The organism is Streptomyces sp. NPDC023573 (assembly GCF_055559735.1).
Map to the genome: position 1 here is coordinate 335,813 of NZ_JBVHKB010000009.1, position 13,403 is coordinate 349,215.

The window sequence follows — 13,403 nt, forward strand, 5'->3', positions numbered from 1 at the left end:
GATGGACAACCTGGACCGCGCCCGGCTCCTCCTCGCCGACCACCCGGTCGTCGACGGCCACAACGACCTGCCCTGGGCCCTGCGCGAGCAGGTCGGCTACGACCTCGACGCCCGCGACATCTCCCGGGACCAGACCGGCACGCTGCACACCGACATCCCGCGGCTCCGGGCCGGCGGCGTCGGAGCGCAGTTCTGGTCCGTCTACGTCGCACCCCGCCTGGCCGGCGACGACGCGGTCAGCGCCACGCTGGAACAGATCGACGTGGTCGGCGAGATGCTGGACCGCTACCCGCACGACCTGCGGCGCGCCCTGACCGCGGACGACATGGAGAAGGCCCGCGCCGAGGGCCGTATCGCCTCGCTGATGGGCGCCGAGGGCGGCCACTCCATCAACAACTCGCTGGCCACCCTGCGCGCGCTGCACGCACTCGGCGTCCGCTACATGACGCTCACGCACAACGACAACACCGACTGGGCGGACTCGGCGACCGACTCCCCGCGCGTCGGCGGCCTGTCGGAGTTCGGCCGTGAGGTCGTACGCGAGATGAACCGCGTCGGGATGCTGGTCGACCTCTCCCATGTGGCGGCCACCACGATGCGCGACGCGCTCGCCACCTCCGTCGCGCCGGTGATCTTCTCGCACTCCTCCGCCCGGGCGGTCTGCGACCACCCGCGCAACATCCCCGACGACGTGCTGCGGATGCTCGCGGCCAACGGCGGCGTGGCCATGGCGACCTTCGTGCCGAAGTTCGTCCTGCCCGCGGCCGTCGAGTGGACGCTCGCCGCGGACCGCAACATGCGGGAGCACGGCCTGCACCACCTGGACACCACCCCCGCCGCCATGCGGATCCACGCGGACTTCGAAGCGCTCAACCCGCGCCCGATGGCCACCGTGGCCACGATCGCCGACCATCTCGACCACATGCGCGAGATCGCGGGGATCGACCACATCGGCGTGGGCGGCGACTACGACGGCACGGCGTTCCTCCCGCTGGGGCTGGAGGACGTGTCGGGCTACCCGCACCTGATCGCGGAGCTGCTGACGCGCGGCTGGTCGGACACGGACGTGGCCAAGCTGACGTGGCAGAACGCCGTGCGGGTCCTGCGTGACGCGGAGGCGGTGTCCCGCGATCTGATCACCCGCGTCGGCCCGTCCCACGCGACGATCGACGAGCTGGACGGCCCGACGGGCTGAGCCGGTCCCCGACACGAGGAGGCGGCGGCCCTGTGGCCGCCGCCTCCTCGTGTGTGGTGCTCAGCCGGGTCAGGCCTTCGGGCGGCCCATCGCCCGGTACGTCCAGCCGGCCTCGCGCCACACCGTGGGGTCCAGCGCGTTGCGGCCGTCCAGGATGATCCGGCGCCCCGCGGCCTCGCCGAGCGCCACCGCGTCCAGCTCCCGGAATTCGCGCCACTCCGTCAGGTGCAGCACGACGTCCGCGCCGCGCACCGCGTCCAGCGCCGTGTCCGCGTAGCCGAGCGTCGGGAAGAGCCGCCGGGCGTTGTCCATGCCCTTCGGGTCGAAGACCGTCACCTGGCCGCCCTGCAGATGGATCTGCCCGGCGACGTTCAGGGCAGGCGAGTCGCGTACGTCGTCGGAGTCCGGCTTGAAGGTGGCGCCCAGGACCGCGACGCGGGTGCCCAGGAAGGATCCTCCGCCCACGGCCTCGCGGGCCAGCTCGACCATGTGACCGCGCCGGCGCATGTTGATGGAGTCGACCTCCCGAAGGAAGGTGAGCGCCTGGTCGGCGCCCAGCTCACCGGCGCGCGCCATGAAGGCCCGGATGTCCTTGGGGAGACAGCCACCGCCGAAGCCGATCCCGGCCCGCAGGAACTTCTTCCCGATGCGCTCGTCGTGGCCGATCGCCTCGGCGAGCTTCACCACGTCGCCGTCGGCGGCCTCGCAGACCTCGGCCATCGCGTTGATGAACGAGATCTTGGTCGCCAGGAAGGAGTTGGCGGAGGTCTTCACCAGCTCGGCGGTCGGGAAGTCCGTCACCACGAAGGGCGAACCCTCCGCGACCGGCCCCGCGTACACCTCGCGCAGCACCTTTTCGGCCCGCTCGCTCTCCACGCCGACGACGATCCGGTCGGGGTGCAGGGTGTCCTTGACCGCGAAGCCCTCGCGGAGGAACTCCGGGTTCCAGGCCAGCTCCGCGTCCGTGCCCACCGGCGCCAGCTCGGCCAGCCGCGCCGCCAGCCGTGCGGCGGAGCCCACCGGGACGGTGGACTTGCCCACGACCAGTGCGGGGCGGGTCAGCTGCGGGGCCAGCGACTCGAAGGCGCTGTCCACATAGCTCATGTCGCAGGCGTACTCGCCGTGCTTCTGGGGAGTGTTCACGCAGACGAAGTGCACATCGCCGAACGCGCCGATCTCCTCCCAGGAGGTGGTGAACCGCAGCCGCCCGGTGGACCCCTCGATACCCGCGACGTGCTTCTGCAGGATCTCCTCGAGCCCCGGCTCGTACATCGGCACCCTGCCGGCCGAGAGCATCTCGATCTTCTCGGGCACGACATCGAGCCCCAGGACTTCGAAGCCCAGCTCCGCCATGGCCGCGGCATGGGTGGCGCCGAGGTAGCCGGTGCCGATCACGGTGATCCTGAGGGCCATGGGTGCTCCTGAACGATGCGGGCAGACGTGCGGAGCCGAGCATAACCGGGCGTGCGGAACGCCGTTTTCCGGTCGTCCCCCGGGCCGTCTCCGCGGCTGTCGGCAAGCTCACGTGTCCCGCCCGTATGCCTCCGCGCGACAGCGCCACTAAAATCGTGTTACTTAACGGTAGTTAGCATCCTTGGGGAGTGAACGTCTTGGCGGGTTCGACCGATTTCGACCTGTACCGTCCGGCCGAGGAGCACGAGATGCTCCGTGAGACGATCCGCTCGCTCGCCGAGGCGAAGATCGCCCCGCACGCGGCCGCGGTGGACGAGGAGGCGCGCTTCCCGCACGAGGCGCTGAAGGCTCTGGTCGCCTCGGACCTGCACGCGGTCCACGTGCCGGAGGAGTACGGCGGCGCGGGCGCGGACGCGCTCGCCACGGTCATCGTGATCGAGGAGGTGGCGCGGGTCTGCGCCTCGTCCTCCCTCATCCCGGCCGTGAACAAGCTGGGCTCGCTCCCGGTGATCCTCTCCGGCTCCGAGGCCCTGAAGAAAAAGTACCTGGGCCCGCTCGCCAAGGGCGAGGCGATGTTCTCGTACGCCCTCTCCGAGCCGGACGCCGGCTCGGACGCGGCCGGCATGAAGACCAAGGCCGTGCGCGACGGTGACTTCTGGGTCCTGAACGGTGTGAAGCGCTGGATCACCAACGCGGGCGAGTCCGAGTACTACACGGTCATGGCCGTCACCGACCCGGACAAGCGCTCCAAGGGCATCTCGGCGTTCGTCGTCGAGAAGTCCGACGAGGGCGTCTCCTTCGGCGCCCCGGAGAAGAAGCTCGGTATCAAGGGCTCCCCGACGCGCGAGGTCTACCTCGACAACGTCCGCATCCCCGCCGACCGCATGATCGGCGAGGAGGGCACCGGCTTCGCCACCGCGATGAAGACCCTGGACCACACCCGCATCACGATCGCGGCCCAGGCCCTCGGCATCGCCCAGGGCGCCCTGGACTACGCCAAGGGCTACGTCCAGGAGCGCAAGCAGTTCGGCAAGCCGATCGGCGACTTCCAGGGCATCCAGTTCATGCTCGCCGACATGGCCATGAAGCTGGAGGCCGCCCGCCAGCTCACCTACAGCGCCGCCGCCAAGTCCGAGCGCCTCGACAACGACCTCACCTTCTTCGGCGCCGCGGCCAAGTGCTTCGCCTCCGACGTCGCCATGGAGGTCACCACCGACGCCGTCCAGCTCCTCGGCGGCTACGGCTACACCCGCGACTACCCGGTGGAGCGCATGATGCGCGACGCGAAGATCACCCAGATCTACGAGGGCACGAACCAGGTCCAGCGCATCGTCATGGCGCGCAACCTGCCGTAACGGTCTCCGCCGCAGGACGCGCGGGCCCGGGCAGCACACGCACGCTGCCCGGGCCCGCGCCGTCCGGACCGTCGGCGCCGTGTACGCGGTGACGGGCCCTGTCCGGGGAGCGAGTCGCAAGCGGCTCCCGAAGGCTTCCTGCCCGTACGATTCCGATGCCTGCAGAAAAGGGATCGAAACCGGACAGATGGGAACCCTCGTGCCGAACCAGTTCGCCCTCGACATCTCCAAGATCCGTGAAGAGGCCCGCAGGAACATCACCAAGGGCCCCGTCACCCCGGCGAACACCGCCGATCTGGAACGTCTCATCGACGTCCTCAACCAGGTGGTCGCCACCGAGATGGTCTGTTACCTGCGTTACACGCAGAACGCGATCGTGGCCCAGGGAATCCACCGGCAGCAGGTCGCGGACCTGTTCCGTGAACACGCCGGCGAGGAGCTCGACCACTTCCAGCGCGCGTCGGACCGGATCAACCAGCTGGGCGGCAGCCCCGACATGGACCCGGCCACACTCGTCGCCCGCTCGCACACCGAGTACGAGACGCCCGCGGAGACCGACCTCCAGGAGATGATCCGGGAGAACTTCGTCGCCGAGCGGATCGTCATCGAGACGTACACGGAGATCGTGCGCTGGATCGGTGAGAGCGACCCCACGACGCGACGGCTCATCGAGGACATCCTCAAGGAAGAGGAAGACCACGCCGACGAACTGAACGACCTCTACCAGCCGGCGGCGTCCGGGGGCGCGTGACAATGGCCCCTCACCCCGCGGAGCGCGTGGTGAGGGGCCGTCCGCGTCCGGCGGCGGGGCGTCAGCTGCCCTTGACCGTGACCTTCTCGTCGTTCTTCAGCTGCTCCACGAGCTGCTTGACCTTCTCCTTGTCCCAGACCAGGTTGCCGTTCACGCTCCCGCCCGTGAGCGGGATGTTCATCGACGTACCCTCGCCGCCCGTGACGCCCTTCATCGCGAAGAACATGTTGCCGAGCGACCAGAGCGACATGTCCTTGTCGACGATCAGCGTGTCCAGGCCCGCTCCCATCGTCGGGTAGAGCTTGAACGGGTTGAGGACCGTCGACGGGGTCGCCGTCTGCGAGGCCAGGGCCGCGAGGAACTTCTGCTGGTTCTTCGTGCGGTCCAGGTCGCTGCCCGCGAAGGCGTACCGGGTACGGACGAAGGCGAGGGACTGCTCGCCGTTCAGGGTCTGCTTGCCGGCCTGGAAGTCGGCGCCGGAGTTCTTGTCCTTGAATGCCTTGGGGATGTCCATCTCGACGCCGCCGATGGCGTCCACGATGTTGGCGAAGCCGCCGAAGCCGATCTCGACGTAGTGGTCGATGCGCAGCCCGGTGTTGAACTCGACCGTGCGGACCAGGAGCTCCGGGCCGTCCTCGGCGTAAGCGGCGTTCAGCTTGGTCGTGCGGCCCGTCCCCTCGAACTTCTTGCCGGACTCGGACCCGACGAAGGAGGGGATCTCGACGTTGGAGTCACGAGGCAGGGAGATCAGCGTCGGGCCGTTGGAGCCGTCGTGCAGGATCATCATCGAGTCGGTCCGCTTGCCCTCGGCGGAGCCGGTGTGCAGCTTCTTCTTGTCCTCGGCGGTCATGCCCTCGCGGCTGTCGGAGCCGACGATCAGGTAGTTCGTGCCGTCGCCCTCGCCCGGACGGTCGATGACCTTGGAGAGGTCGACCTCGCGCTTGAGCTTGCCGTCGGCCCAGAAGTACGTGCCGACGGAGACGGCGAGCACCACGACGACGAGGGTCAGGACGCCGACCTTGACCCGCCGGCCCCAGTCCGGCGCCGCACGGGGCTGGACGTAACCGCTGTCACCCCCGCGGCCGCCGTGACCGCCACCGCCGGGGCCGCCACCGCGCCGGCCGCCGCCGCCGTACACCTGCCCCGTGTTGTAGCCGCTGTCGTAACCGGGTCCGTCCTCGTAGCCCTGTCCCTGCTGCGGCGGGATGTGGGGCGGGGACTGCGGCGGCGCGGGGCGCCGCCGGACGTGCGGCATGGCGCGAGCGCTCTCGGGCCGGGGGGCTGCGCTGCCCCGCCCGTAGCGTTCGCCTTGTCCGCCGTTCCGTCCTTCGGGCCAATCGCTCATGCGGACCAGTGTGCCGTCTCGGCCTGGGGCTCTTACAGGGTGTACGGGGGATCGGGGCAGGGCTGTTGCGAAGCTGATGCAATGCAACCGGGTGCAAGCCCCCGCATAAGGTGGACGGCATGACAGATCAGCCGCAGCCACCGGAGGGCGATATTCCGGGCAAGCCGACCTCGGCCTCCCGGACCACCCTCAGCCACATCATGACCGGCAACGACACCAATCTCCTGGGCACGGTGCACGGCGGCGTGATCATGAAGCTGGTCGACGACGCGGCGGGGGCCGTGGCGGGCCGGCATTCAGGCGGTCCGGCCGTGACGGCCTCGATGGACGAGATGGTCTTCCTGGAGCCCGTCCGCGTGGGTGACCTTGTTCACGTCCGCGCCCAGGTGAACTGGACGGGCCGCTCCTCGATGGAGGTCGGCGTCCGTGTCATGGCCGAGCGGTGGAACGAGTCGACCCCGGCCCAGCAGGTCGGCAGCGCCTACCTGGTGTTCGCGGCGGTCGACGAGGACGGCAGGCCGCGCCGCGTACCGCCCGTGTCCCCGGAGACGGAACGCGACAAGCGGCGCTACCAGGAGGCCCAGATCCGCCGCACCCACCGCCTGGCCCGCCGCCGCGCGATCAAGGAACTCCGCGAACGACGAGCCGCCGAGGGCATCGACGACTAGCCCTCCAGCGGAGGGTCAGCGGGGGGTGCGCAGGCGGGTCAGGAGCGCGTCCTCGGCCTGTTGTGCTTCGGGCTCCTCCCAGAACGTCACCGGGACGCCCCGGATGTGGCGGCCCAGCGGGTCCAGCACATGGCCGGCGATCTTCAGCTGCCACAGCGCGACCGCCCGGTCCGCGACGGCGAGCTCGGGGAAGCGATCCGCCAGCCTCGCTTCGAACGCGCCGATGTCCTCGGCGGAGCGCAGCCACACCGTGAGCATCAGATTGTGCGGGCCGGTCAGCGACGCGCAGAGACGGGTCTCCCGCATGCGGATGAGCTGGGCGGCGATGCGCGAGGTCTCGCCCGCCGGGGCGATGCCCCAGAGCGTGACCGATATCGGCCAGCCGGACAGATGGCGGGCCACCTCGCAGCGGTAGATCAGCGCGTCCTGCCGGTGCATGCGGTCCAGCCTGCGGCGCACGGTGGTGGGGCTGACCCCGAGGCGTTCGGCGAGGCGGGCCGCCGGCTGACGGAAGTCCTCGCTGAGCAGCAGGTAGAGCTGGGTGTCCAGGGCATCCGGCGCGGGCAGCCCCCGCCGTGGCAGGGCCGGCATCCGGTCCTTCGCCAGCAGGTCCTGACTGCCCGGGTCCAGCCGGTCCAGCCGCCAGCGGCTGCCCTCGGTATGGACGGCGGTGGCCGTCTGGGACCGGGTGGCCGAGACCCCGGGCAGCCGGCCGAGGCGGAAGCCGACGTAACGGGCCAGCATCGCCAGGTCGGGGAAGGCGGCGGTGAGTATCAGGTCCCGGGCGCCGGTGACGTGCTCGATGGTGATCAGGTGCGGATCGTCCGCGATCTCCGCCGCCACCTCGTGCAGCGCGCCGGCGGCGCAGTCCACCTCGACGAACGCGATGACCGGCACCGTCGGCCCCACCGCCACCGTGTAGCAGCTGAGCCAGGCGTGCCCGGCCTCGGTGAGCCGGTTCCAGCGGCGGGCCGCCGTCGAGGCGTCTATGCCGAGGACCTTCCCGATCTGGGCCCACTCCGCCCTGGGGGAGGTCTGGAGCGCCGTGATGAGGAGATAGTCCAGCTCGTCCAGCGGCTCAGGCTGCTCCGTGCGCAGCAGGCGTTCGGGGAGCCCGGCGGATTCGTGCGTCGATCGGCTCATGGGGAGCGCTTTCCTGCGGACGATCATGGTTGGAGGGTCTCGCTCCGCACGATACGCCCATGTCTCTGCTCCACGAGGCCCGTGACCTCGCCCCCGCCCTGACCGAACTGCGCCACGCCCTGCACCGCGAGCCGGAGCTGGGCCTCTGCCTCCCGCTGACCCAGGCGAAGATACTCGCCGCGCTGGAAGGTCTGGATCTGGAGATCCGGACCGGCAAGGCGCTGAGCTCCGTGACCGCCGTGCTGCGCGGCGGCCGTCCCGGCCCCGCCGTCCTCCTGCGCGGCGACATGGACGCGCTCCCCGTCCAGGAGGACACGGGACTGCCGTACGCCTCCGTCGTCGACGGCCGAATGCACGCGTGCGGACATGATCTGCACGTCACCGGCCTCGTCGGCGCGGCCCGGCTGCTGGCCGCCAGGCGGGAGGAGCTGGCCGGTGACGTCGTGTTCATGTTCCAGCCCGGCGAGGAGGGGCAGGGCGGGGCGCAGGTCATGATCGACGAGGGGGTTCTTGACGCCGCCGGGGAGCGGGTCGTCGCCGCGTACGCCCTGCACGTGATCTCCACCGGCGCGCCCACCGGGTTCGCCGCGACCCGGCCAGGACCCATGCTCGCCGCCTCGGACGCGGTGGAGGTCACCGTGCGCGGGCGGGGCGGGCACGGCTCCGCACCGCACTCGGCCGCCGATCCGGTGCCCGCGCTGTGCGCCATGGTCACCGCGCTCCAGACGGCCGTCACCCGCGAGATCGACGTCTTCGATCCGGCCGTCGTCACCGTGGGGAGGATCGAGGCGGGCACCGCGGCCAACGTCATCCCGGAGACCGCCTCGTTCTCCGCCACCGTACGGACCTTCTCCGACGCCTCCCGCGCACGGGTACGCGCCGCCTTCGAGCGGACCGTGCACGGTGTGGCCGCCGCCCACGGGGTGAGCGCCGAGGTCGACTACGTCGAGCAGTACCCGCCGACCGTCAACGACGCGGACGAGGCGGCGTTCGCCCTGGAGACCGCGCGGCGGGTGCTGGGCGAAGGACACGTCTTCGAGGCGCCCAAGCCGATGGCGGGGGCCGAGGACTTCTCGTTCGTGCTCCGGGAGGTGCCCGGCGCCTTCGTCGGCCTCGGCGCCTGCCCGCCCGGCACCGACCCGGCGACCGCGCCGATGAACCACTCCGCGCAGGCCGTCTACGACGACGACGCGCTGCCGCACGCCGCCGCGCTCCTCGCCGGGCTGGCGCTGCGCCGGCTCGGCACCCCGCTCGTAGCGGAGCCCGACGTCACGTACGCCCGCTTCCCGCAGGAGTAGCACCATGACCGCCACCGCCACCCCGCCGCCGGCCGCCCCCACCGAGCAGCCGCTGCCCGCGTCCGTCACCGCCGTCGTCGGGCTGCTCATCCTCTTCGAGGTGACCAGCGGCTTCCTGCAGGCCGGGCTCGCCCCGCTGCTGCCCGACCTGGCCGATCACCTGGGTGTCGGCTCCGCCGCCCTGAACTGGGTCGTCTCCGTACAGCTGCTGGCCGCCGCCGTCTGTGTCCCCCTGTTCGGACGACTCGGTGATCTCTACGGTCACCGGCGGATGCTCCGTATCGCCCTGGCGGCGATCGCGGTGGGCACGGTCGTCGTCGCGCTGGCCCCGGACTACGCGACGCTTCTCACCGGCCGGGTGCTCCAGGGGCCGGTCGCCGCCCTGCTGCCCCTGGAGATCGCCCTCGTACGCGACCGGCTCCCGGTCGCCGACGCGCGGCGTGCGATCGCCCGCCTGGTGGGTGCGCTGACGCTGGGCGCGATGGCCGGCGGGGTCGTGATGGGGCTCGTCGACTCCGCGTTCGGCAATCTGCGGCTGACCCTGCTGGTGCCCGCCGCTCTCGCCGTGGTCTGTGTGCCCGTCTCCTTCGTCGCGGTCCCGGAGTCGCGGAGCAGGGCCGGCGGCCGGGTGGACTGGGCCGGGGTCCTGCTGCTGGGCGGCGCCATGGTCGCCCTGCTCGGCGGGGTCTCCGGGGCGGAGGGTGGTTCGTGGAGTTCCGTACGGGTCCTGGGGCCGGTGGGACTGGGGGTCGTACTGCTGGCGGTGTGGGTGCTGGTGGAACTGCGCAGCCCCGAGCCCCTGGTCGACGTCCGGGCTCTGGCAGCGCGGACCACCGCCCCGTTCTACTGCGCGGCGTTCCTGTTCGGCGTCTTCTACTTCGGGAGCCAGGCGCCCAACTCGACCTTCTACGCGGCGGACCCGGAGGTCACGGGGTACGGCTTCGGGCTGAGCGCGCTGTCCATCTCGCTGGTCCTGCTGCCCGGGGCCGTCGGCAGCGTCATCGGTTCGCTGGGTACGGCAGCCGTCGCCCGGCGGATCGGCTACCGGCCCACGCTGATGGTGGCCTTCGGGCTGGTCGCCGTGACCTTCCTGCAGTTCGCGTTCCTGCACTCGGAGATCTGGCAGATGGCGGCCGGGTCCGCGTTCACCGGCCTGGGGACAGGGCTGGCCCTCGGCGCCATGCCGACGGTGATCGTCGAGGCTTCCGATCCGTCGGCGACGGGCATCGCGGCCGCGCTCTACAACAACGTGAAGACGCTGGGCGGGGCCGTGGCGGGCGGAGTCTTCGCCACCCTGCTCGGCGCGTTCCTGCCGGACCCCACCGGCGAGCCGGGCGAGGGCGGCTACACGGCTCTCTGGCTGGCCGCCTCCGCCGCCGCGGTCGTCGCCCTCGTGGCGACGGCGTTCTCCCGGCGCCGCGAGGGGTGACCTCGGGGCGCGTTTCCCGGCGCCGCGAGAAGACCTCCGGACGGCGTGATCAGGGGCAGACCACCTGGTCGCCCGTCATCGTGCCGAACTCACCACGCTGCGGGTCCTCGGCCTTCACGCGCTGCACCTTGGTGAAGTCCGAGCCCGCCGTGACCTTCATGGTCCCGCCCTGCCCCTTCACCGCCCTGAGCTCGCAGCCGGGCAGCGCGGTGGCCAGGGACTTCGCGGAACGGTCCCAGCGGGGGTCGTAGGTGACCAGCGTCCGCCGCAGGTCGTGCGGCCCGCCGTTGATCGGGGAGCGGGTGGTGTTGAACCCGGTGGAGCGCAGCGCCGCGTCGACGTCCTGGCCGAGCCCGTCCTTCGGTGTCCCGTTGTAGACCTGGACCCGGATCTGTTCGGGGGCCACCTCGACGGGTGTCGCCTTGGGCTGCTTCGGCAGGTGCGGGGCGAGCGGCTTGTCCTCGCGCAGGGCCTGGAACATCTGCTTCGACTTCTCGGCGTCCCACTTCACGGTGGAGCCGATGCCCTTGACCGGGTAGCCCTTCTCCTCCAGGGGCACGGAGGCGAATTCCGAGGAGGCCGGGGTGAAGCCGCGCATGGCCTTGCCGAGCTCCAGCATCTGCTCCGTGCCGAAGCCCTTGTCGGCCCGGACCGACTCGAGCATCGACGAGGCGACCTGCTGGAACTTCATGGGGTTCATCAGCACACCGCTGCTGGTCGTCTGCTTGATCAGCGCGGCCATGAACTTCTGCTGGCGCTGCATCCGGCCCAGGTCGGCAGCCCCGTCGAGGTGCCGGGAGCGCACGTACTGGAGCGCCTGCCCACCGTCCAGCTCGTGGGTGCCGGCGGCCAGGTCCAGGCCGGTGTAGGGGTCCTTGAGCGGCTTGGCGGTGCAGATCTCCACCCCGCCCAGGGTGTCGACCGTCTTCATGAAGCTGGTGAAGTCGACCTCCAGATAGTGGTCGATCTTGACGCCCGTCATCTGCTCGACGGTCCGCACCGTGAGGTGAGGTCCGCCCTCGGCATAGGCGGCGTTCAGCTTCACCGGATGGGCGGCGTGCTCCTTGCCGGTGGTGGCGTCGGTGTGGGCCGGAAGCTCGGCGTAGCTGTCGCGTGGCAGGCTGATGACGCTGGCCCGCTGCTTGTCGGCCGAGACGTGGACGAGCATGAGGGTGTCGGTGCAGTGGCAGGGGGCGCCGCCCAGCCGGTACTTCTTCTTCTCCGCCGCGCTGATCCTGTCGCGGCCGTCGGTGCCGACGAGCAGGAAGTTCATGCCGTGGCCGCCCTGGGGGCGGTTCTTCATGTCCTTGAACGGGTCGACCCGGTCGATCCCCGTCTCCAGACCGCTCACCACGGCATGGCCGATGCCGCCGGCGCCGAGTACCAGCACGGACAGCCCGGTGACGACCCGCATGCCCCACCGGGGTGGCGGTTTCCGCGCGCCGCGCCGGTTCCGCGTCGCGGCGCCACCGGCTCCGGGTTTCCGTGCGGGCCTGCGTTGCGGGCCGGCTGTGCGGGGGTGCGGGGGACGGGGCGGTCGGGGCGGCGTGGGCACGGGGGACACCTCCGCGGTGCGAGTAGGACTTTCGCACGGTAGGCCCATACGATCTGCGGATCGGGACGAGACCCGGCGGCGCGCGCCGCTGTCCCCCGTTCGCGGTAACGTGGCGGCCGAATCACGCCGCCTCCTGGGGTGCGAAAACCCCCGGAACCCCGGCACCCCCGAGGACCCCCCGAGGACCACATGTCTGCCGCGCAGTACCCCGCCGTCTCCGTGATCATGCCGGTGCTCAACGAGGAACGCCATCTCAGGAACTCGGTCCGGCACATCCTCGAGCAGGAGTACGCCGGCGAGATGGAGGTGGTGATCGCCCTCGGCCCCTCGAACGACCGTACGGACGAGATCGCTGCCGAGCTGGTCCGGGAGGACTCCCGGGTCCACACCGTCCCCAACCCGACCGGCCGCACCCCTGCCGCGCTCAACGCCGCGATCAAGGCGTCACGTCACCCGATCGTGGTACGGGTCGACGGCCACGGCATGCTCTCGCCGAACTACATCGCGACCGCTGTCCGCCTCCTTGAGGAGACCGGCGCGCAGAACGTCGGCGGCATCATGCACGCCGAGGGTGAGAACGCCTGGGAGGACGCCGTCGCCGCCGCGATGACGTCGAAGATCGGCGTCGGCAACGCCGCCTTCCACACCGGCGGGAAGGCGGGCCCGGCCGAGACCGTGTATCTGGGGGTCTTCCGCCGCGAGGCGCTGGAGCGCGCCGACGGCTACAACGTGGAGTTCATCCGCGCGCAGGACTGGGAGCTGAACTTCCGGATCCGCGAGGCGGGCGGCCTGATCTGGTTCTCGCCGGAGCTGAAGGTGCAGTACCGCCCGCGGCCCAGCATCCGCGCCCTCTCCAAGCAGTACAAGGAGTACGGCCGCTGGCGCCACGTCGTGGCCCGCTACCACTCCGGCTCGATCAACCTGCGCTACCTGGCCCCGCCGACCGCCGTCTGCGCGATCGCGGCCGGCATCGTCGTGGGCGCCGCCGTCACCCCGTGGGCGTTCGTCGTTCCGGCCGGGTACGCCGCGGCGATAGTCGCCGGGTCGCTGCCCGCCGGCAAGGGCCTGCCGCTGAAGGCGCGGGCGCAGATCCCGGTGGCGCTGGCCACCATGCACATGTCCTGGGGGTACGGCTTCCTGACCAGCCCCCGCTCGCTGGCGAAGCGGGTCATCGCCAGCCGCCGCCCGGCCGTGCGCGAGCAGACGGCCTGACCGGCGCGTACGGGAGGAGGCCCCTCGGCGGGGCCCCTC

The 13,403-nt window shown here is 71.2% G+C and carries 11 protein-coding genes; 7 read left to right on the plus strand and 4 right to left on the minus strand.

Annotated elements, in window-relative coordinates:
* Nucleotide 1 precedes the first annotated feature (1 nt).
* Entirely contained in the window at nucleotides 2-1,195 is a 1,194-nt protein-coding gene (locus tag ACZ32T_RS28015) for a dipeptidase (protein WP_467369645.1), read from the plus strand.
* 69 nt (nucleotides 1,196-1,264) lie between these two features.
* Here the strand turns inward: ACZ32T_RS28015 and ACZ32T_RS28020 are convergent, their stop codons facing one another.
* Nucleotides 1,265-2,608 (minus strand): UDP-glucose dehydrogenase family protein, encoded by a 1,344-nt coding sequence (locus ACZ32T_RS28020; protein ID WP_467273378.1) that lies wholly within the window; start codon nucleotides 2,606-2,608, stop codon nucleotides 1,265-1,267.
* Between the two features lie 197 nt (nucleotides 2,609-2,805).
* On the opposite strand from ACZ32T_RS28020, the gene ACZ32T_RS28025 reads away from it, so the two are divergent.
* Both ACZ32T_RS28025 and ACZ32T_RS28030 read left to right on the plus strand, forming a co-directional pair.
* On the plus strand, nucleotides 2,806-3,963 hold the full coding sequence (locus ACZ32T_RS28025) for an acyl-CoA dehydrogenase (RefSeq protein ID WP_467369692.1): 1,158 nt from the start codon (nucleotides 2,806-2,808) through the stop codon (nucleotides 3,961-3,963).
* Nucleotides 3,964-4,150: 187 nt separating this feature from the next.
* Entirely contained in the window at nucleotides 4,151-4,714 is a 564-nt protein-coding gene (locus tag ACZ32T_RS28030; protein WP_467369647.1) for a ferritin-like fold-containing protein, read from the plus strand.
* Nucleotides 4,715-4,775: 61 nt separating this feature from the next.
* On the opposite strand, the gene ACZ32T_RS28035 is transcribed toward ACZ32T_RS28030, so the two are convergent.
* Nucleotides 4,776-6,059 (minus strand): LCP family protein, encoded by a 1,284-nt coding sequence (locus tag ACZ32T_RS28035; protein ID WP_467369648.1) that lies wholly within the window; start codon nucleotides 6,057-6,059, stop codon nucleotides 4,776-4,778.
* A 119-nt stretch (nucleotides 6,060-6,178) separates the two neighbouring features.
* On the opposite strand from ACZ32T_RS28035, the gene ACZ32T_RS28040 reads away from it, so the two are divergent.
* Nucleotides 6,179-6,727: an acyl-CoA thioesterase gene (locus tag ACZ32T_RS28040; RefSeq protein WP_467273789.1), complete on the plus strand. Its 549-nt coding sequence runs from the start codon at nucleotides 6,179-6,181 to the stop codon at nucleotides 6,725-6,727.
* A 15-nt stretch (nucleotides 6,728-6,742) separates the two neighbouring features.
* Here the strand turns inward: ACZ32T_RS28040 and ACZ32T_RS28045 are convergent, their stop codons facing one another.
* Nucleotides 6,743-7,870, minus strand: coding sequence for an Lrp/AsnC family transcriptional regulator (locus ACZ32T_RS28045; RefSeq protein WP_467273787.1), 1,128 nt, complete (start codon nucleotides 7,868-7,870; stop codon nucleotides 6,743-6,745).
* Between the two features lie 59 nt (nucleotides 7,871-7,929).
* Between ACZ32T_RS28045 and ACZ32T_RS28050 the strand changes: the two genes are divergently transcribed.
* Nucleotides 7,930-9,168 (plus strand): M20 metallopeptidase family protein, encoded by a 1,239-nt coding sequence (locus ACZ32T_RS28050; protein ID WP_467369650.1) that lies wholly within the window; start codon nucleotides 7,930-7,932, stop codon nucleotides 9,166-9,168.
* A 4-nt stretch (nucleotides 9,169-9,172) separates the two neighbouring features.
* Nucleotides 9,173-10,597 carry an MFS transporter gene (locus tag ACZ32T_RS28055; RefSeq protein WP_467369652.1) on the plus strand — a complete coding sequence of 475 codons (1,425 nt, stop codon included), beginning with the start codon at nucleotides 9,173-9,175 and terminating at the stop codon, nucleotides 10,595-10,597.
* Between the two features lie 49 nt (nucleotides 10,598-10,646).
* On the opposite strand, the gene ACZ32T_RS28060 is transcribed toward ACZ32T_RS28055, so the two are convergent.
* The gene (locus ACZ32T_RS28060) at nucleotides 10,647-12,152 is read right to left on the minus strand and encodes an LCP family protein (protein ID WP_467273781.1); all 1,506 of its coding nucleotides are present in this window, start codon (nucleotides 12,150-12,152) and stop codon (nucleotides 10,647-10,649) included.
* 189 nt (nucleotides 12,153-12,341) lie between these two features.
* On the opposite strand from ACZ32T_RS28060, the gene ACZ32T_RS28065 reads away from it, so the two are divergent.
* Nucleotides 12,342-13,364 (plus strand): glycosyltransferase family 2 protein, encoded by a 1,023-nt coding sequence (locus ACZ32T_RS28065; protein WP_365933544.1) that lies wholly within the window; start codon nucleotides 12,342-12,344, stop codon nucleotides 13,362-13,364.
* Nucleotides 13,365-13,403 lie beyond the last annotated feature (39 nt).

What these genes read in the sequence shown, in the direction of transcription:
- ACZ32T_RS28015 (WP_467369645.1), top strand. Translation starts at nt 2, where the DNA reads ATGGACAACCTGGACCGCGCCCGGCTCCTCCTCGCCGACCACCCGGTC.
- ACZ32T_RS28020 (WP_467273378.1), bottom strand. Translation starts at nt 2,608, where the DNA reads ATGGCCCTCAGGATCACCGTGATCGGCACCGGCTACCTCGGCGCCACC.
- ACZ32T_RS28030 (WP_467369647.1), top strand. Translation starts at nt 4,151, where the DNA reads ATGGGAACCCTCGTGCCGAACCAGTTCGCCCTCGACATCTCCAAGATC.
- ACZ32T_RS28035 (WP_467369648.1), bottom strand. Translation starts at nt 6,059, where the DNA reads ATGAGCGATTGGCCCGAAGGACGGAACGGCGGACAAGGCGAACGCTAC.
- ACZ32T_RS28040 (WP_467273789.1), top strand. Translation starts at nt 6,179, where the DNA reads ATGACAGATCAGCCGCAGCCACCGGAGGGCGATATTCCGGGCAAGCCG.
- ACZ32T_RS28045 (WP_467273787.1), bottom strand. Translation starts at nt 7,870, where the DNA reads ATGAGCCGATCGACGCACGAATCCGCCGGGCTCCCCGAACGCCTGCTG.
- ACZ32T_RS28050 (WP_467369650.1), top strand. Translation starts at nt 7,930, where the DNA reads ATGTCTCTGCTCCACGAGGCCCGTGACCTCGCCCCCGCCCTGACCGAA.
- ACZ32T_RS28055 (WP_467369652.1), top strand. Translation starts at nt 9,173, where the DNA reads ATGACCGCCACCGCCACCCCGCCGCCGGCCGCCCCCACCGAGCAGCCG.
- ACZ32T_RS28065 (WP_365933544.1), top strand. Translation starts at nt 12,342, where the DNA reads ATGTCTGCCGCGCAGTACCCCGCCGTCTCCGTGATCATGCCGGTGCTC.